This window comes from Chitinivorax tropicus, assembly GCF_014202905.1.
GTDB classification, from domain to species: domain Bacteria; phylum Pseudomonadota; class Gammaproteobacteria; order Burkholderiales; family SCOH01; genus Chitinivorax; species Chitinivorax tropicus.
Window position 1 is genome coordinate 59,337 of record NZ_JACHHY010000010.1, and the last position, 17,080, is coordinate 76,416.

Genomic DNA, 17,080 nt, shown 5'->3' on the forward strand with positions numbered 1-17,080 from the left:
TCCAACATGGGTAAACCGCTCCACCCAGGCCAATTGGTGATGTGCGACATCGCCGACACCGTGCTGACCCCGGCGACGGCAGATTTCCTGCGACGCAATCACATCCGGGCCATCTGCCTGTTTGCCCGCAATTTTCAGGACATGAAACAGATCCGCCGCCTTTGTGCCGACCTGCGTGATGTCATGGGGTCAGACGCCCTGATTGCCGTCGATCAGGAAGGGGGTGCGGTGCTCCGCTCGCTGTTCGTCCCGCAAGCCCCCAGCGCCATGGGCCTGGGTGCCGCCAATGATACTCAATTGGCACAGGATGTCGGCGCGGCCATCGGGCGCGGGCTCAAGGCGATGGGTATCAATATCAACCTGGGCCCGGTGCTGGATCTGAACAACAATCCGCACAATCCAGTGATCGGTGAACGTTCGTTCGGCGCCGAGCCGAGCCGCGCCATCGAGCTGGCCCGTGCCTGGATGACAGGCAGCCATGCCAGCGGCGTGGCGTGCTGTATCAAGCATTTCCCCGGCCACGGCGATACCCATGTCGACTCCCATCTCGACCTGCCGACAGTGGACAAACCGCTGGCAGCCATCGAGGCGCTCGAACTCAAGCCTTTCCATGCGCTGCGCGATGCGCCAATGCTGATGTCTGCGCACATCATCTACCCCGCGCTGGATGCCGAATGGCCAGCCACCTTGTCACGCCGCATCCTGACGGATCTGCTGCGCACGCAGTGGGGCTACAAGGGCGTTGTCATCACCGACGGCCTCAATATGAAGGCCATCGATGACCGTTATCGCCAGACCAAGGCCGCCGCCCGCGCCCTGGTCGCCGGTGCAGACCTAGCCTTGGTGCTGGGGCACCCCAGTGAAATCGAAGGTGCAATCCAGGAAATCCAGGCCGTCATGGACAGTGGCGAGCTGCCAGCTGAGCAAGCGCTGACCAGCGTGGCGCGGATCAATGTGATGGCGGGCCTCTACCCCATCCTGTTGCCGGACTACTCCACCGCTCAGGAGCAACACGATCGCGGCATCATGCAACAAGCGTGGATGCGCGCCCTGTCGGTGATCGGCAACCCGACCATTCCCGCCATTGGCAGCAGGGTCCGGCTGATTGCACAGCAGGACGTGCCATGCGACGGCATCTCTGAGCCCGGTATTCGCGCCACGGTGCTGGCAGAGCGGCTGCGGACGCTATACGACGTCGATCTGTGGACATTTGACAGCCCAGAGCAGTTCGACTGGGCCAGCCTGCCTGCCGATGGCCGGGTCAACATCCTGGCCTCGACCACGCGCAAACGTTATGGCCCACGCGAGCAGGCCACCTTTCATCCGGACCTGCACCTGGTATTGTGGAACCCCTTCGTGGTCATGGACATCGCCGCTCCAGCTCTGGTGACCTTCGGCTTCCGTGATGCGGCGCTGAATGCGCTGCTGGAAACGCTGAATGGCCATCACCAGCCACTTGGCATTCCCCCTGTCGCCCTGACTTTGCCCAGCAACAATTTGACCGAACAGGAGTGCCTGTCATGAGCCGCGTCACCCTGCGCAACCTGCAAAAGACCTACGAAGGCACCAACACCGCCACCTTGCACGGTGTCGACCTCACCATCGAACATGGCGAATTCATGGTTTTTGTCGGCCCCTCCGGCTGCGGCAAGACCACCCTGATGCGGATGATCGCCGGCCTGGAGGACATCACTGCTGGCGATCTGTATATCGGTGACCAACTGTCCAACGACATCCCGCCTGCCAAACGCGGCGTCGCCATGGTGTTCCAGAGCTATGCGCTCTACCCGCACCTGAGCGTGTTCGAAAACATGGCATTCGGGCTGCGCTTGTCCCAACAACCAGAGCGGGACATCAAAGAGCGGGTGAACTGGGCCGCCGAAGTGTTGCAGATCACCCACCTGCTCGACCGTAAGCCCAAAGCCTTGTCGGGCGGGCAGCGCCAGCGGGTTGCCATTGGGCGTGCCATCGTCCGTCAACCCAAGGTGTTCCTGTTTGACGAGCCGCTGTCCAACCTCGATGCCTCCCTGCGCGTCCAGATGCGGGTAGAGCTGTCCAAGCTGCATCGCAAACTGAAGACCACCATGATCTACGTCACCCATGATCAGGTGGAGGCCATGACCCTGGGTGATCGCATCTGTGTCTTCAACCAAGGGCGGATCGAACAGATCGGCACCCCGCTTGAGCTGTATGATCGGCCACGTAATCTGTTCGTGGCAAGCTTTCTGGGCTCGCCCAAGATGAACCTGCTGAGCAGCACCGTGGACACGGTTCATGCCAGCGGCGTCACCTTGCGGCTGCCGGACAACACCTTGTTCAAAGTCCCGCTGGACGGCCAGAAGCTGAAACTGGGCCAGCAAGTCACCCTGGGGCTGCGCCCCGAGCATGTGCACGAGTGCACCACAGGCAAGGGGATCGAGGTCAGGGTCGATCTGCTGGAACACGTTGGGGATGCTCTGTTTGCCTATGTGCAGTTGCCGGGCATGAAGGAATTCTTGATCGTGAAACTGGCGCCTGAAGCGCATCACCACCGCGTCGGCGACAAGATCAAGATCGAATTGAACACTCGTTGCTGCCATCTGTTCGACCGCGAAGGCCGCGCCCTGCCCCCGCTACCGGGGTCGGCATGGCATGTGGATGATGGCAAAAAGAACGTTGCCGCCTGAAGGGAGCGACTCACCACGCACCCATATTAGTCGGCAGACAGGGTTGGATTTCAGGATCTGGAGGGGCATTGCGATACCTGAAGTCTGCCGACCAGTGCGAATGAAACGGCATTCGGGCCTCTGGGCCCGTAGCGGCGCCGTCAAGCCGCTGAAGAAGGAGTCAGTTTGAGTCTCACCACGATAAGAGAGGGAAAACCATGCGTCACTTGAAGATGATTGCTGCTGCCGTTGCGACTGCTTGCCTGTCGATGGGCGCGCATGCTGACATCAAAAATGTAGATATCTACGGCGTAGTTGCGTTCGGCCTGATGTCCACCGAAGGTGCAGATGGGCACAAGAACAATGAGGTGCTCAACGAAAGCCGGATCGGCTTCAAAGGCAGCAAAGAACTGAAAAGCGGCCCCAAATTCATTTGGCAGATCGAAACCGGTTTCATTGGCCCCAACGGCCTGACCGCCCGCACCTATGAATCCGGTACCTTTGGTACACGTGACACCTGGGCAGGCTTCGAAGGCAGTATGGGTAAAGTACGGGTAGGCCGTCTGGTCACACCTTTCGGCGAAACCCTCGACTGGCCCTATGCCAACGGCGGGGTTGGCCCGATTGTCGAAGCCACGACCGTACCCGGTGGCGGCAGCTTTGTCCGCCTGTCTGACCAGATCCGTTATGACTCACCCCAATTGGGCCCGTTCACCGGCTCCATCTCGGTAGGCCGTGGCGACCGCGTCATCCCTGTGGGCCAGCAGAGCAACGTCTGGAACGACTTTGAAGTACGTAACTCATCCGTCGTCAGCGGCATGGGCCACTTGGCACTGGGCCCGGTCACCCTGCACGCTGGTTTGGAATCCAACCGCAAGCGTAGCGCTGTGTCCGACAGCACCAACTACCTGGTCGGTTTTGAGACCCCAATCGTAGGCGGCCTGTCAGCCTATGGTGTATGGATGCGCGGCAAATCCGAGCTGCGTTCCGACCTGGGCACCGCCACCAAGGGCGACTACACCCGTAACACCTATCAGCTGGCTGCGGTCTACAAAATGGAAGACTGGATTTTCAAAGTCACCCATGCCAAGAACGCTGATCTGAAGGGCCCGGTCACCGACAAGGGCGGCTCGTTGACTGCCGTACAAGCACTGACCTTCCTTGACCCATCACTGGTGGTATTCGGTCGTTATGTGAAAAACCATGACATCAAGAATACCGGCTGGTGGAACAAGTCCCGTGTATTGCTGGGCCTTGAGTACTATTTCTAAGCACACTGCTTGCTGAGGCTGGTCAACACCAGCCATAACGTTTGTCACCCTCGCCGGTCCCCGGTGAGTTGCGCGGAGGGCACAGCCATGGCCCTCCGCTTTTTTTATTGTCCCAGGCCCCCAGATCCGGCCACTGCCCCGCCGGACAACAAGGCCGCAAACATACAGGGGCTCGACAAGCCGTGACGGGTTTGTTATAGTCGCGCCTCTCTTGCTTCACCCCATCTGCGCCGGTGGTGAAATTGGTAGACACAACAGGTTTAGGTCCTGTCGGCCGCAAGGCTGTGGAGGTTCGAGTCCTCTCCGGCGCACCATCTGGCAACCTCGCCAATCTACTTCAGCACAACCGACACCACCCAGATTGCAGGCGATGCCGGTCATCTACTTTATTCTTCCAACAAGCTGCGTAGCATCCATGCATTCTTTTCATGCAGATTCAGGCGCTGGGTCAGCAGATCGGCAGTGGCTTCATCACTGGCGGCATCGACCACCGCAAAAATACTGCGGGCAGTTCTGACCACAGCTTCATTACCCGCCACCAACAAGCCGATCATCTCTTTTGCCTTGGGCACCCCTTCCACTTCCTTGATCGAGGTGAGCTTGGCATACGCCGCATACGTACCTGGTGCAGGCATGCCCAGCGCGCGGATGCGCTCGGCAATCAGGTCCACCGCCAGTGCCAGCTCGTTGTATTGCGCCTCGAACATCAGGTGCAGTGTCTGAAACATTGGGCCGGTGACATTCCAGTGAAAATTGTGGGTTTGCAGATACAGCGTATAAGTATCCGCCAGCAGGCGGGATAGCCCTTCCGCAATCTGCTTGCGTTGGGTTTCGGGAATACCGAGATTGATATCCATGATGGACCTCCGATCAGTTGAATGAGGCGACGGTCACCTCATCTTATGCTATGCAATGGGCCTAGCCTTACAGCCCTGATTTCAAACCGCCCGCCGAGACTCCGCACTGGTTAGACGACCGCGCGGAGCCCAGCAGGGCATCGCCGCTGCTTAATCAGTGTGGCAAGTGATTGGACAAATCCGCCATCATCTGGGCCGCGCCCAGCAATACCACCGCCAGCCCAATCCAATGGCGCATCTGCAGACGCAGCGTCATGTGTATATGCGCAGGGTTTTGCATGGTCATCCTCCTGTTGATCGACCGGGCCGATTTCTGGCCCGGCCACATTCATGGACTAGGCGATCTCGCCTTCCGCGATACCCAATGCCTTGGCCACCCCCTTGCCATAAGCCGGGTCGGCCTTCAGACAGTTGGCGATGTGCCGCAGCTGGATCGCCTTGGGCGCCCCACCCAGCGAGCGCGCCGTGTTGTCGAACAATGCCTGTTGCTGGCTAGGGGACATCAGCCGGAACAACGCGCCGGGCTGCGAGTAGTAATCATCGTCCACTCGATGATCCCAATGCCCTGCCGCACCCTGAATCGCCAGTGGAGGCTCGGCATATGCAGGCTGCTGCGCCCACTGCCCTTGGTCGTTTGGCTCATAGCCAAGTATCCCGCCATGATTACCATCCACCCGCATCTGGCCATCGCGGTGATAGCTGTGGAATGGGCAGCGCGGCGCATTCACCGGAATCTGGTGATGATTGACACCCAGGCGATAGCGTTGCGCATCACCGTAGGCAAACAAACGGCCCTGCAACATCTTGTCGGGTGAAAAACCGATGCCTGGTACCACATTCGCCGGATTGAAGGCCGACTGCTCAACCTCAGCATGGAAATTCTCCGGGTTACGGTTCAGCTCCATCACGCCCACCTCGATCAGTGGGTAGTCCCGGTGCGACCACACCTTGGTCAGATCAAACGGGTTATAGGCCACCTGGTTGGCGTCCGCCTCTGGCATCACTTGCACGAACAGCGTCCAGCGCGGCCACTCACCCCGCTCGATCGACTCATACAGATCACGCTGATGGCTTTCGCGATCCTTGCCGATCAGCGTCTCAGCCTCCGCATCGGTCAAGCACTGAATACCTTGCTGGGTCTTGAAATGGAACTTCACCCAGAAACGCTCTTTCTGTGCATTGATGAAACTGAAAGTGTGCGAACCATAGCCGTTCATATGCCGATACGACGCCGGAATGCCGCGCTCAGACATGGTGATGGTGATCTGGTGCAATGCCTCCGGCAGCGACGTCCAGAAGTCCCAATTGTTCTTGGCACTGCGCATATTGGTGCGCGGGTCGCGCTTCACCGCATGATTCAGATCCGGAAACTTCAGCGGATCACGCAGGAAAAACACCGGCGTGTTATTCCCCACCAGGTCCCAATTGCCCTCATCGGTGTAGAACTTCACTGCAAAGCCCCGGATATCGCGCTCCGCATCCGCCGCACCCCGCTCGCCCGCCACCGTCGTAAAGCGCGCAAACAACTCCGTCTTCTTGCCGACCTCAGAGAAAATACGGGCACAGGTGAAACGAGTGATGTCATGCGTCACCGTGAACGTACCATACGCCCCCGAGCCCTTGGCATGCATACGGCGCTCCGGGATCACCTCACGGTTGAAATGCGACAGCTTCTCCAGAAACCAGACATCCTGCAACAACTGTGGGCCACGCGGCCCTGCCGTCATCACATTTTGATTGTCCACAACCGGCGCACCTGCCGCCGTCGTCAATTTTTTGCTGTCACTCATCTTCTTTCCTTTCATCATGATCAGTGGATGCGATGGGAAACCCTTGGAGATACCGCCGCCGTAGCAGTTCACCGACAGATGAAGATTAGTCCAAATTTGATCATTGTAAAAATATAATGATTTTTAATTATTAATAGTTACTGACTATCAAAAAGCAATGCCCCACCGCCCACCGCCTCATAGGTCGTAGCGGATACCGTATCGAACGTGTTCAGTGTGCTGAAAAAAAGAAAGGGTCAGGCGAGCTGTGTGTCGGCGGGTGGCGGCCCCCCAGCGCGGGCGTAGGCCACCAAGTCTTTCGGGTAGTACATCGAATCAATGGTCGTATCATCGATGCCATGCAGGTAAGCAATCGCCCCGGCCTCCCATGCCCAATAGCCATCGTAACCACCACCACCTTCGTCAGTCATGCCTTTATGGGCGTTGTACCAGCCCGTGCCTTTCATGCCGCCATACCATTTCTTCAAATAGGTCTTCAGATCCGCCAGCCGCTCTTCTGCCGTATCACCAGCCGTCGCATCCAGCAGTGGCTCGTAGGGCTCGTCGTGATAGAAGGTATCCAGATAAGGGCGCCCAGGCAGGTAACGGCTCAGCAGCTCCTCCACCAAGGCATCGTCCTGGTCATACTCCGAGCCCACGATCAGGCCATGCAGGCGCGGGATCAGGTCTTCCCGGTGCAGCAGGATCGCCAGCGAGAGCAAGCCGACATAGCGGACATAATCATCCAGATAGGCCAGATCGAATGCCGGATAGGTCGGGTCGGCCTTGGCCTCCCGCTCGAACAAGGCTTTCTTCTCGTAGAGATCCATGACCTGATCGATTTCCTGACGCAGCACTACAATGCTCTCTCCACCGGTATAGCGCAATTGCCAGTAATTGAAGAGATCAAAGGCGTAGGTGGCATATACATCAGCCATCCAAGCAGGGTTGCCTTGGTTATCAATCAGATTTTGCTTATGAACAGGCAAAAGCTGTGATATGAAAAATTGTTGATAATTTTTGTAATAGGCCTCGAAGAGAAATACTTGGCGCTTCCTCTCCATAAAACCAGTCAGATAGTTGGAAGGTAATGGTGGTTGGGTCATATCAACCCTCTTGACTCAGCTGTATGAACTGCACCACCTCGCCCATCATTGCCCTGTCTCCTCCCAGTACCAGATGGTCGCGCCCCAGGCGTTGCCTTCGATCACCGGCATCACCTCTCCCTGTTGGAACTGACGCCCGCCCCCTTTGCAGGCCGGGGATGTCCAGTACCCGCTGCGCGGGCAAGGCTGTCCAGCTTCGCAGCGCAGCCGTAATACAGGCTCAGCAGCGGATAGGTCGGCGGGTGGCGGCCCCCCAGCGCGGGCGTAGGCCACCAAGTCTTTCGGGTAGTACATCGAATCAATGGTCGTATCATTGATGCCATGCAGGTAAGCAATCGCCCCGGCCTCCCATGCCCAATAACCGAAATACCCACCCATGCCTTCGTCAGTCATGCCTTTATGGGCGTTGTACCAGCCCGTGCCCTTCATGCCGCCATACCACTTCTTCAAATAGGTCTTCAGATCCGCCAGCCGCTCTTCTGCTGTATCACCAGCCGTCGCATCCAACAGTGGCTCGTAGGGCTCGTCGTGATAGAAGGTATCCAGATAAGGGCGCCCAGGCAGGTAACGGCTCAGCAGCTCCTCCACCAAGGCATCGTCCTGGTCATACTCCGAGCCCACGATCAGGCCATGCAGGCGCGGGATCAGGTCTTCCCGATGCAGCAGGATCGCCAGCGACAGCAAGCCGACATAGCGGACATAATCATCCAGATAGGCCAGATCGAATGCCGGGTAGGTCGGGTCCGCGTACTGTAGACGCACATGCTTACCGCCCTCCTCGTAGCACTGGATGATCTCATCAAGCATCACAGGCAGGTCATTGATTGACTCCCCAGCTGTATAACGTAGATACAGGGCGTCCAGGAGCATATTGCCGTGTGTATGCCAAGCAAGTGCCAAACGATCAGGTGACGTCAGCTCAGGAATATCTTCTTTAAAATCGATAACTATCCCTTCTTGAAACCACTGCATATAGTTTCGGTAATAGTTTTCGAAGAGGAAGGGCTGCCGCTTACGTTTTTCAAAATCAGAGGGCAGGTTGAAAAGAGATGGTGGTTGGGTCATGTTGATCCTCTTTTGGCCTTTTCACTTCGGGCTACCTTCCTACGGCGCTCCTCAGCATCCAATTTAGCATCATCAAAAATACACGTCGCCTTATGTATGGCGTGTTCACTGTCTTTGGGTGCCTGCCCTTCTCCTTGTAAATATTTGAACCAATTAAATACCGCCACAGTATGCTCAAATATCTCCTCTATGCTGAACAGCAAAACGTGCCGTGTATATGGCATAACTTTGGAATTGCGAAGTAAATCACGTAGTGCTAAAGGATCTCCTGTGGCCTTGACAAGACGATCCCGAATCCACACATGACTCATCTGCATCACCTGCGGATCAGGCTTCCGAGGAGGTGGAGTGGATGGGGTCTGGCGGGTAGGTTGCTCCAGGCGTTTGTCCCCACGCTTTGTGCTGCGCCCTTTGCTGCTCGGTTGTTGCTTTTTCCAATCCCGGGTCAACTGTTTATAAGCTTCAAATTCCTGCTTGTCCTGAACGTCGCTGAGCATTGCGCTCAAGGGTGTTTTCGGGTCGGTGTAGGCTTTGGCCTCGATCACCGCATATGGCTTGCCATTTTGGCGGTTGGTGCGCCATACGGCGTCGATCCCACGGCCACGCGTGGTCAGGGGCCACAATGGCGTCATTGCGCCATTGTCATTGAGCTTACGGGGTGCCTTGGGGTCTTGGTTCGTCCATCTGCCGTCCTGGCCTCGGTCGTGTGCCACCCAGCCTGCGGCCCAGCCTTGCTCGACCACCCAGTAATCCGCCATGTGCTCGCCCAGCACGCCTTTGAAGTACAGGCTATGCTGGGCCAGTGTCGAGGTGGCGGCGGTAAAGGCATTGTATCGGTCAGCATGGGCGACACTGCTGTGCTCTTTCGACTGGCTGGCGGTGCCGCCTTTGGCGTTGGGCTTGTCCGCCTGCCTGGGTGCGCTCTTGCTGACATAGTCGGGCTCGGCGGCGTTGTTTGGCTGTTTTTTGAGCCAGCCCCGCACTTCAGCAGAAAATTTGCTGAATTGGTGGTTCAGGCTGTGCTGCAGGTTGTTGACGGTGGTGGTGATCCGTTGCCGGGTATGGGCATCCAGCGCCTCTACCAGTCGATTGCTCTTCAGGGTGTCGGTCAATGTCTTGATGTGAGGCTGCAGCTTTGACACATCGAGCATATCGAGCACGGCCTGCTCAGGGTTGCCACGGCCCAGTCGGCGCAGCATGGACAACAGCTCGCTCGCCGGCGCATGCCCTTTCCTGATGGTGCGCAGAGCGCGTTTGATGGCGTCGCCCCCGCCTGGCACCACGCCGATCAAGGCGGTGATGAAGTTGAACCAGGCTTCGTACCCGTCAGGCTGATCTGCGATGTCAATCAAGCCAAGGATGATGTCTCGTGCATCGATGGCCTGCCCGACCACCGGCACCATGCCCAATACCACGTCCAACAACATGGCCGCTGGGCCGTCGTATTCGCCTTTGACGAATTGCTTGGCGGCAGACCAGGCCTCGTCAAACCAGGAGCTCGGAGAGGAGGAACTGCTGGCCGCTTGGCCGACGTGCCGCATGCTGCTGGAAAAGGCAACGGTACCTGGGCCACTCATGTTTTATCTGCCTGGCTGTCCAGAAAGCCCTCGGGAAGCCAAAGGGCGAGGTCATCACCGGCACTGTCCCCAAGGGCCAGTTGGGCACAATAGTCGAGCTGCTCCGCTGTGACCTGCTCGGTCCAGAACGACTCGAATGCGGCGTAATGCCGCTGCAGATTGGTGAATGCCTCTTCATAGCTCGATGCTTTGCTACCCAACAGCGGGTTGGCGGGAAGTTCGACAAGCGGTCGATATGGCGCGGGGTCTTCACCAAAATGCACCACACATCCACCGGGTGGAATCTGCATACCACGTTGCTCCCTTGATCGTTGTCATGATCTGAGGTGCCGCCAATGCACAAGCACCGGTGCTTCTGCAGACCGCAGCGGGCGGGCAATCCAGCCCAAGCCCGCTGCGTTACTTCGAGTGATGGAATCAGCTCAATACCATGATCGCATCGGCCTCGACCACGCCGCCGCGCGGCAGGCTGGCCACGCCGATGGCCGCACGGGCGGGATAGGGCTCGGCAAAGTATTGCGACATGATTTCGTTGAATTTGCTGAAATTGCCCAGGTCGGTCAGGTAGGCGTTCAGCTTGACGATGTCACGGGTGGTGCCCCCGGCTGCTTCGCACACGGCGCGCAGGTTCTTGAACATCTGATGGGTCTGGGCTTCGAAGCCTTCCGCCATCTGCATGGTCTGCGGGTCCAGGCCGATCTGGCCGGACAGGTAGACGGTGCTGCCCGCCACGACAGCTTGCGAATAAGTGCCGATGGCCTTGGGGGCGTGTTCGGTAGCGATGATTTCTTTTTTCATGGTGTCTCCTCGATCAGGAAAAGTTGGAGTAAATCATTGAGATAACGCTGGCCAGCCAGCGTGGGGCGAATGCTGGTGTGGTCGCGTGTGATCAGGCCCTTTTGCTCGGCAACCTGCAAAGCGGCCTCGATGCTGGTCAACTGCAGGCCGGTGCGCTCGGCAAACAGTTGGGGCTCGAACCCACCGGTCAGCCGTAGCAGATTCATCATGAATTCGAAGGGCAGCTCATCCAGCGTGACATGTCGCTGTTCCTGGATAGGCGTGCCCGCCGCGATCTGCTGCAGATATTGGGCGGGTTGCTTGTAACGCATTTCGCGCACGATACGGTCATGAAACGACAGTTTGGAGTGCGCCCCGGCACCGATGCCCAGGTAATCACCAAACTGCCAATAGTTCAGATTGTGCCGACAATGCCGGCCAGGCTTGGCAAAGCCCGATGTTTCGTAGTGATCGAAACCAGCCTCGGCCAGCGTCTGTTCGACCATCTCCTGCATGTCCGCCGACAATTCATCGTCGGGCAGCGCTGGCGGGTAACGATAGAACAGGGTGTTGGGCTCCAGGGTCAGGTGATAGGCCGACAGGTGGGTGGAGCCCATGGCGATGGCGGCGCGCAAATCCTGTTCAGCTTCGTCCAGGGTCTGCGCTGGCAAGGCATACATCAGGTCGAGGTTGAAATTGTCGAAGTGCTGGTGGGCGATCTCGATGGCACGACGTGCCTCGCGATCATCATGGATGCGCCCCAATGCCTGGAGATGCCGGGGGTTGAAGCTCTGGATGCCGATCGACAGACGGTTGATGCCCGCCGCACGGTAGTCGCGGAACTTGGCGGCCTCGAAGGTGCCTGGGTTGGCCTCCAGGGTGATCTCGGCGTCGGCGTGCAGCTGCACCCTCGCCCGGATGTCGCATAGCAGGCGATCCAGCCCAGCAGCCGAGAACAGGCTGGGGGTGCCGCCCCCGAAAAAGATCGAAACCACCCGCCGCCCCCAGATCGAGGGCAAGGCCAGCTCCAGATCACGCACCAGCGCATCCAGATAGCTGGCTTCGGGCAGCTCGCCACGTGACTCGTGCGAGTTGAAGTCGCAATAGGGGCATTTGCGTACACACCAGGGCAGGTGGATATACAAAGCCAAGGGCGGCAGCGCCTGTAGCTGCCAATGACGGCGCCCGCTAGGCATGGCGATACCGCTCATGCTGCTTGCAACCGCTTGACCAGGGCCTGCAGGGCCTGGCCACGATGTGACAGGCTGTTCTTGATGTCGGCACCCAGCTCCGCCACGGTGGCCTGCTCGGCAGCCACCCAGAACAAGGGATCATAGCCGAAGCCCCCCTCCCCTTGCGCCGTGGTCAGGATCTCACCCTGCCATTCACCCTCGGCAATGATGGGTTGCGGGTCATCGGCATGGCGCACAAAGACCAGCACACAGTAGTAGTGGGCACGCCGGTTGGGCTGGCCCGCCAATTCGGCCAGCAGTTTTGCGTTGTTGCGGGCATCGGCTTTGGGCTCGCCCGCGTAACGTGCGGAATGGACGCCCGGTGCGCCACCCAGCGCATCAACACAGATGCCCGAGTCATCCGCCAGGGCGGGCAGGCCAGTCAGGCGAGCGGCATGGCGGGCTTTGGCCAAGGCGTTTTCCACAAAGGTGCAATGTGGCTCCTCGGCTTCGGGCACATTCAGCGCGCCTTGTGGAATAGGCTCGTAACCCAAGGGGGACAACAAGGCGTGGAATTCACGTAACTTGCCCGCATTGTTGCTGGCAATGACGATTTTGTTCATAGGGAAATCCTGAAAACAGCTTGGACAGTCGGCCCGCCCGAATACACGGGTACCGCATGCTGACCACCCGCCAGACGACAGGGCAACACGCCCGCCATCCGGTTGGCGCTTGGTGGTGCAGGCCAATCGGCTATACACTCGCCAATCGATCAAGCCCGAAGGTTACCGCAACTCTGTGTCGGCTACCAGCGGGCGAAACGCTGATGCGGGCGGCGCCAGGAGAGAATCAGGCTGGCCGCCCGCCACCCGATTCCAACGAGATGATTCACCATGCCCGCACTGTACGATAAAGCCATTCTTGTCGATCTGCTCAGCAGTGGTCTGCTGGCCTTGCTGCTGCTACTGCTGCGGATCTTGATCCGCCGTGCCGTACAGGCCCGCGAGGATCTGTCGATCGAGGTGCGTCGCCGCTGGCTGGTCAGTTTACGGAATGCAGGGCTGTTGCTGTTCGTATTCGGGCTGGTTTTCATCTGGGGCAGCGAGATCCGCACTTTTGCCGTGTCCGTGGTGGCAGTGGCGGCAGCCCTGGTAGTAGCCACCCGCGAGCTGATCATGTGCTTGGTGGGCGCGGTCTATCGCACCAGCTCACGCGCCTTTGATGTGGGGGACATGGTGGAGCTGAACGGCGTCAAGGGCAAAGTCGTGGATCTCAACCTGCTGTCCACCACCTTGCTGGTCAGCAAGCAGGCCAGCGGGCAAAGCTCCGTCGCCCGCCTGGCGACCATTCCCAACAGCCTGCTGTTCGGCCAACCCGCATTCAACGACGCCCTGCTGGGTGAGCACACCTTGCATCTGATCACCGTTCCGCTGTCGGTGACAGATGATTGGCAGCGGGCAGAACGCTTACTGCTGGAAGCAGCCAACGCTGAGTGCCAGCCTTATCTGGAACAGGTGAACCTGCATGTGGAGATGCTGGAACGCAGCCGCTCATTTGATATGCCAGGGGTGGGGCCGTGGGTGCGCATACGTTGGCATGACCATGAGCAGCTCGATCTGGAGCTGCAGGTGCCGTTGCCACTACAAGGCCGCAGCCATGCCGAGCAGCGCATTCTGAAAGCCTTCCTGAAGGCCTGGCAGGCACCCGCCCAGCCCCCCACTGAAACATGCGGGTCAGCACCCTGATGGGCTTGGGGCTTGGAGGTGGTGCAGTGTCACCACCTAGTCGAATTTCCAGTCCAGATAGATACCGCGCCTGCGGATACGTACTTTCATCCGCTCACCACCCAGCTGCACCTCGATCCGCCGCGCCATGGCTTTTCGCAGCTCCTGATCTTTTGCCTGGGCGATCGGGTCTGGCGGGGAGTCGATCAAAAAACCCGGCTTGGGCTGTAAGGACAAGGGTAAGGCTGGCATCAGGTCAGGATCAACCAGGCGGATCTTCAGAGGGATGGCGATCGGGTTGGGTGGCGGGTCAACGATGACATGCGGACTATCATTCAGCTGCACCGCCTCAGCGTCGATTTCAGCGGCAGCGAGCTGGCAGCAAGGTTGCACCACAACCCAGCCACAGACCAGCATCATGATTCGCCAGCGCATCACAACCTCCTTGACAGGTTGAACCGCCCCTATCTGTACTTAATATTAGTATTCCCTGATCCACCTGCCAATATGTCTATTTACGTATCATTCAATCATTTCGAACCTACAACAGAACACCCTCCACCCTGGCCAGACATGGACAGGACAAATACAACCATAGCATCAAAACATTTCATTGACAGGCAATGGCCGAACACCGGGCCTAGAGCTGTTTCGATCTGAATTCAAGGCTATACTGGATACAACGGACGTGATCGTCGATATCGCGGTTTGATTGACATGACTTCACGGCGCTGTGCCGGAACCATGGCAGCAGCGCCCGCAGCGGCCCGCTCATGATCCACACCAGCCTTGCCTCACCGGCCATTTCATTTGCCACCTCAGCCAGCCTGCACAGCCCAGGCTGCAGCTGCGCCATGTGCGCCGCGTCATTGGCCACCCCGCCCTTGCAGATCGGCACCCAGGCTGACCCCGCCAAGCAAGAGCGTGCCGAGCAACAAGCCATCCGGCGCCTACAGCAGCGGGATCAGCAAGTGAAAGCTCATGAACTGGCGCATATCGCCGCCAGCGGTGGCTTGGCGCAAGGCGGGCCGAGCTATGTCTATCAACGTGGGCCGGACGGCCAGAACTATGCTATCGGCGGCGAGGTCAGCATCGATACGGCGGAGGGCAAGACGCCCGAGCAGACAATCGAAAAGGCGCAGCTGATCCGCCGAGCCGCATTGGCGCCTGCAGATCCCTCGTCACAGGATCGATCCATCGCTGCCCTGGCCACCCAGATGGAGTGGCAAGCCCGCGCTGAGCAAACACAGCAGCGGCAGCAGGAAAATGCCGTCAGCAAGGCGCTGAATGGCGAACGCAATGCAGCCATCCGCAGCTACACTGGCGAGCCGAACGCGCCGCTGTTTGACATCTCTGCATGATCAGGCAATCAGGTTCCGGTGCCGCTATGGCAACAGAACCTGCACGCTCACCGATTTCGCATGAAGTCGGCGGTTTTCCAGAATGACACCTCCAGATGCTCACGTAGCGCGTCATCCATCGGGACTTCTGCCATGGCCTGCAGCATGCACAATATCCATTGATCCCGTGCTTCCTCATCCACCGGGAAGGGCATGTGGCGAGCACGCAGCATAGGGTGGCCGAATTTCTGGATGAACAGATCCGGGCCGCCCAGCCAGCCAGACAGAAACATGAACAGCTTTTCGCGTGAGCTGGTCAGGTCTTCCGGGTGCATGTCCCGCAGCGGCTTGACGCGTGGGTCGGTTTCCATATGGTCATAGAAGCGATCCACCAGCTGCCGCACCACGGCCTCGCCGCCCAGCAGTTCATAGGGGGTCAACTCTGCCATCATTTCACCTCGACCGGTGCGACACGGGACGCCGCCAGCTTGGCCCGCTCACGGGCGATGTCGATGGTCTCGCCATTGGCCAAGGCCACCCCCATCCGCCGACGGGTAAACGACTCTGGCTTGCCGAACAGGCGCAGGTCAGATTCCGGCACCGATAACGCGTCAGCCACGCCATCAAAGGCAATGCCTGCTGCATCCACGCCACCATAGATCACCGCCGAGGCGCCAGGCTGTTGCATGCGGGTATCAACAGGCAAGCCCAGAATGGCCCGTGCATGTAACTCGAATTCCGAGTAGCGTTGCGAGCACAGTGTGACCAGGCCGGTATCATGCGGGCGCGGGCTGACCTCTGAGAACCAGACCTGATCGCCCTTCACAAACAATTCAACACCGAACAGGCCCCGACCACCCAGGTTATCCGTCACCGCCTTGGCGATCTCCCGCGCCTTTAACAAGGCAGTCTGGCTCATCGGCTGGGGTTGCCAGCTTTCGACATAATCCCCCTTGACCTGCACATGGCCGACCGGCTCGCAGAAATGGGTTTCGATGCCACCCGCCGCGTCACTGGCCCTTACTGTCAACTGGGTGATTTCATAGTCGAAATCGATGAAACCTTCTACGATCACGCGCCCTTGGTTCACCCGGCCACCGGATGCCGCGTAGTCCCACGCCGCAGCCACCTCGTCCGGGCCATACACAGTGGATTGGCCCTTGCCCGATGAAGACATGACCGGCTTGACCAGGCAGGGGTAGCCGATCCCTTGATCAATGGCGGCCTGCAAGGCGGCCAGGCTATCTGCAAACGCATAAGGCGAGGTCGGCAGGCCCAGGGTTTCCGCCGCCAGCCGGCGAATACCTTCCCGATTCATCGTCAACTGTGCTGCGCGGGCGGTTGGGATGACCTCGGCCAAGCCAGCTTGTTCGATCTCCAGCAACATGTCGGTGGCAATGGCTTCAATCTCCGGCACGATCAGGTGCGGGCGCTCTTGCTCCACCAGCTGCCGCAATGCGAGCGGATCAGCCATATTGATGGCGTGCCAGCGATGGGCCACCTGATGTCCCGGCGCGTGCGGGTAGCGATCCACTGCGATGACCTCCACACCTAGGCGCTGCAGCGCAATGATCACCTCTTTGCCCAATTCGCCACTGCCCAGCAGCATGACACGGGTCGCTCCACTCGTCAGTGGGGTTCCAATTCGCATAACCTTCTCCGGATATTGATATACAATGCCCACCCCCAAGCTGGGTGGCGCTCTGGCGGGCTGTTTTCATTCGAGGGCGATTCTAGGCGCTGTCGCTGATGTTTCATAGCCTTTCCGTCAACGGGG

General features: G+C 58.9%; 18 protein-coding genes and 1 tRNA gene. 6 read left to right on the top strand and 13 right to left on the bottom strand.

The window, feature by feature from the left end; all coding sequences use genetic code 11:
• Positions 1–6 precede the first annotated feature (6 nt).
• From nagZ to HNQ59_RS09370, 4 genes are all read left to right on the top strand, one after another.
• Complete coding sequence (gene nagZ / locus HNQ59_RS09355) at positions 7–1,524, top strand: beta-N-acetylhexosaminidase (protein ID WP_184038191.1); 1,518 nt, start codon at positions 7–9, stop codon at positions 1,522–1,524.
• On the top strand, positions 1,521–2,666 hold the full coding sequence (locus HNQ59_RS09360) for an ABC transporter ATP-binding protein (RefSeq protein WP_184038193.1): 1,146 nt from the start codon (positions 1,521–1,523) through the stop codon (positions 2,664–2,666). Before nagZ ends, HNQ59_RS09360 begins: the two co-directional genes overlap by 4 nt.
• 197 nt (positions 2,667–2,863) lie before the next feature.
• On the top strand, positions 2,864–3,916 hold the full coding sequence (locus HNQ59_RS09365) for a porin (RefSeq protein ID WP_184038196.1): 1,053 nt from the start codon (positions 2,864–2,866) through the stop codon (positions 3,914–3,916).
• Positions 3,917–4,143: 227 nt separating this feature from the next.
• Positions 4,144–4,230, top strand: a tRNA-Leu gene (locus HNQ59_RS09370).
• Between the two features lie 72 nt (positions 4,231–4,302).
• Here HNQ59_RS09370 and HNQ59_RS09375 read toward each other — a convergent pair.
• The 10 genes from HNQ59_RS09375 to rdgB form a co-directional block, all read right to left on the bottom strand.
• Positions 4,303–4,773: a Dps family protein gene (locus HNQ59_RS09375; RefSeq protein WP_184038199.1), complete on the bottom strand. Its 471-nt coding sequence runs from the start codon at positions 4,771–4,773 to the stop codon at positions 4,303–4,305.
• Between the two features lie 154 nt (positions 4,774–4,927).
• Positions 4,928–5,053, bottom strand: coding sequence for a hypothetical protein (locus HNQ59_RS19810; protein WP_281397199.1), 126 nt, complete (start codon positions 5,051–5,053; stop codon positions 4,928–4,930).
• A gap of 55 nt (positions 5,054–5,108) precedes the next feature.
• Positions 5,109–6,563: a catalase gene (locus tag HNQ59_RS09380; protein ID WP_184038201.1), complete on the bottom strand. Its 1,455-nt coding sequence runs from the start codon at positions 6,561–6,563 to the stop codon at positions 5,109–5,111.
• A gap of 236 nt (positions 6,564–6,799) precedes the next feature.
• Complete coding sequence (locus HNQ59_RS09385) at positions 6,800–7,480, bottom strand: PoNe immunity protein domain-containing protein (RefSeq protein ID WP_484484292.1); 681 nt, start codon at positions 7,478–7,480, stop codon at positions 6,800–6,802.
• Between the two features lie 213 nt (positions 7,481–7,693).
• Positions 7,694–8,713 carry a PoNe immunity protein domain-containing protein gene (locus HNQ59_RS09390; protein ID WP_184038207.1) on the bottom strand — a complete coding sequence of 340 codons (1,020 nt, stop codon included), beginning with the start codon at positions 8,711–8,713 and terminating at the stop codon, positions 7,694–7,696.
• Entirely contained in the window at positions 8,710–10,290 is a 1,581-nt protein-coding gene (locus HNQ59_RS09395; protein WP_184038210.1) for a hypothetical protein, read from the bottom strand. The genes HNQ59_RS09390 and HNQ59_RS09395 overlap by 4 nt, the downstream gene beginning before the upstream one ends.
• Positions 10,287–10,580: a hypothetical protein gene (locus HNQ59_RS09400; RefSeq protein ID WP_184038213.1), complete on the bottom strand. Its 294-nt coding sequence runs from the start codon at positions 10,578–10,580 to the stop codon at positions 10,287–10,289. Before HNQ59_RS09400 ends, HNQ59_RS09395 begins: the two co-directional genes overlap by 4 nt.
• Positions 10,581–10,707: 127 nt before the next feature.
• Positions 10,708–11,088 carry a RidA family protein gene (locus HNQ59_RS09405; RefSeq protein ID WP_184038216.1) on the bottom strand — a complete coding sequence of 127 codons (381 nt, stop codon included), beginning with the start codon at positions 11,086–11,088 and terminating at the stop codon, positions 10,708–10,710.
• Positions 11,085–12,278 carry a radical SAM family heme chaperone HemW gene (gene hemW, locus HNQ59_RS09410; RefSeq protein WP_184038219.1) on the bottom strand — a complete coding sequence of 398 codons (1,194 nt, stop codon included), beginning with the start codon at positions 12,276–12,278 and terminating at the stop codon, positions 11,085–11,087. Before hemW ends, HNQ59_RS09405 begins: the two co-directional genes overlap by 4 nt.
• Positions 12,275–12,862 carry an RdgB/HAM1 family non-canonical purine NTP pyrophosphatase gene (gene rdgB, locus HNQ59_RS09415; protein WP_184038223.1) on the bottom strand — a complete coding sequence of 196 codons (588 nt, stop codon included), beginning with the start codon at positions 12,860–12,862 and terminating at the stop codon, positions 12,275–12,277. Before rdgB ends, hemW begins: the two co-directional genes overlap by 4 nt.
• Positions 12,863–13,132: 270 nt before the next feature.
• Between rdgB and HNQ59_RS09420 the strand changes: the two genes are divergently transcribed.
• Positions 13,133–13,984: a mechanosensitive ion channel family protein gene (locus HNQ59_RS09420; protein WP_184038226.1), complete on the top strand. Its 852-nt coding sequence runs from the start codon at positions 13,133–13,135 to the stop codon at positions 13,982–13,984.
• A 36-nt stretch (positions 13,985–14,020) separates the two neighbouring features.
• Here the strand turns inward: HNQ59_RS09420 and HNQ59_RS09425 are convergent, their stop codons facing one another.
• A complete protein-coding gene (locus HNQ59_RS09425) occupies positions 14,021–14,398 on the bottom strand; it encodes a hypothetical protein (RefSeq protein WP_184038229.1) in 378 nt (125 codons plus the stop codon).
• A gap of 338 nt (positions 14,399–14,736) precedes the next feature.
• Between HNQ59_RS09425 and HNQ59_RS09430 the strand changes: the two genes are divergently transcribed.
• A complete protein-coding gene (locus HNQ59_RS09430) occupies positions 14,737–15,324 on the top strand; it encodes a putative metalloprotease CJM1_0395 family protein (RefSeq protein WP_246490933.1) in 588 nt (195 codons plus the stop codon).
• Positions 15,325–15,371: 47 nt separating this feature from the next.
• On the opposite strand, the gene HNQ59_RS09435 is transcribed toward HNQ59_RS09430, so the two are convergent.
• Positions 15,372–15,752, bottom strand: coding sequence for a group II truncated hemoglobin (locus HNQ59_RS09435; RefSeq protein ID WP_184038231.1), 381 nt, complete (start codon positions 15,750–15,752; stop codon positions 15,372–15,374).
• Positions 15,752–16,954, bottom strand: coding sequence for a formate-dependent phosphoribosylglycinamide formyltransferase (gene purT, locus HNQ59_RS09440; RefSeq protein WP_184038234.1), 1,203 nt, complete (start codon positions 16,952–16,954; stop codon positions 15,752–15,754). The genes HNQ59_RS09435 and purT overlap by 1 nt, the downstream gene beginning before the upstream one ends.
• Between the last annotated feature and the right edge of the window lie 126 nt (positions 16,955–17,080).

Coding starts and splice junctions, on each gene's coding strand:
- HNQ59_RS09435 (WP_184038231.1), bottom strand. CDS start 15,752: ATGGCAGAGTTGACCCCCTATGAACTGCTGGGCGGCGAGGCCGTGGTG.
- HNQ59_RS19810 (WP_281397199.1), bottom strand. CDS start 5,053: ATGCAAAACCCTGCGCATATACACATGACGCTGCGTCTGCAGATGCGC.
- HNQ59_RS09425 (WP_184038229.1), bottom strand. CDS start 14,398: ATGCGCTGGCGAATCATGATGCTGGTCTGTGGCTGGGTTGTGGTGCAA.
- hemW (WP_184038219.1), bottom strand. CDS start 12,278: ATGAGCGGTATCGCCATGCCTAGCGGGCGCCGTCATTGGCAGCTACAG.
- HNQ59_RS09375 (WP_184038199.1), bottom strand. CDS start 4,773: ATGGATATCAATCTCGGTATTCCCGAAACCCAACGCAAGCAGATTGCG.
- HNQ59_RS09430 (WP_246490933.1), top strand. CDS start 14,737: ATGATCCACACCAGCCTTGCCTCACCGGCCATTTCATTTGCCACCTCA.
- HNQ59_RS09385 (WP_484484292.1), bottom strand. CDS start 7,480: ATGGCTGATGTATATGCCACCTACGCCTTTGATCTCTTCAATTACTGG.
- HNQ59_RS09405 (WP_184038216.1), bottom strand. CDS start 11,088: ATGAAAAAAGAAATCATCGCTACCGAACACGCCCCCAAGGCCATCGGC.
- rdgB (WP_184038223.1), bottom strand. CDS start 12,862: ATGAACAAAATCGTCATTGCCAGCAACAATGCGGGCAAGTTACGTGAA.
- nagZ (WP_184038191.1), top strand. CDS start 7: ATGGGTAAACCGCTCCACCCAGGCCAATTGGTGATGTGCGACATCGCC.
- HNQ59_RS09380 (WP_184038201.1), bottom strand. CDS start 6,563: ATGAGTGACAGCAAAAAATTGACGACGGCGGCAGGTGCGCCGGTTGTG.
- HNQ59_RS09395 (WP_184038210.1), bottom strand. CDS start 10,290: ATGAGTGGCCCAGGTACCGTTGCCTTTTCCAGCAGCATGCGGCACGTC.
- HNQ59_RS09360 (WP_184038193.1), top strand. CDS start 1,521: ATGAGCCGCGTCACCCTGCGCAACCTGCAAAAGACCTACGAAGGCACC.
- purT (WP_184038234.1), bottom strand. CDS start 16,954: ATGCGAATTGGAACCCCACTGACGAGTGGAGCGACCCGTGTCATGCTG.
- HNQ59_RS09420 (WP_184038226.1), top strand. CDS start 13,133: ATGCCCGCACTGTACGATAAAGCCATTCTTGTCGATCTGCTCAGCAGT.
- HNQ59_RS09365 (WP_184038196.1), top strand. CDS start 2,864: ATGCGTCACTTGAAGATGATTGCTGCTGCCGTTGCGACTGCTTGCCTG.
- HNQ59_RS09390 (WP_184038207.1), bottom strand. CDS start 8,713: ATGACCCAACCACCATCTCTTTTCAACCTGCCCTCTGATTTTGAAAAA.
- HNQ59_RS09400 (WP_184038213.1), bottom strand. CDS start 10,580: ATGCAGATTCCACCCGGTGGATGTGTGGTGCATTTTGGTGAAGACCCC.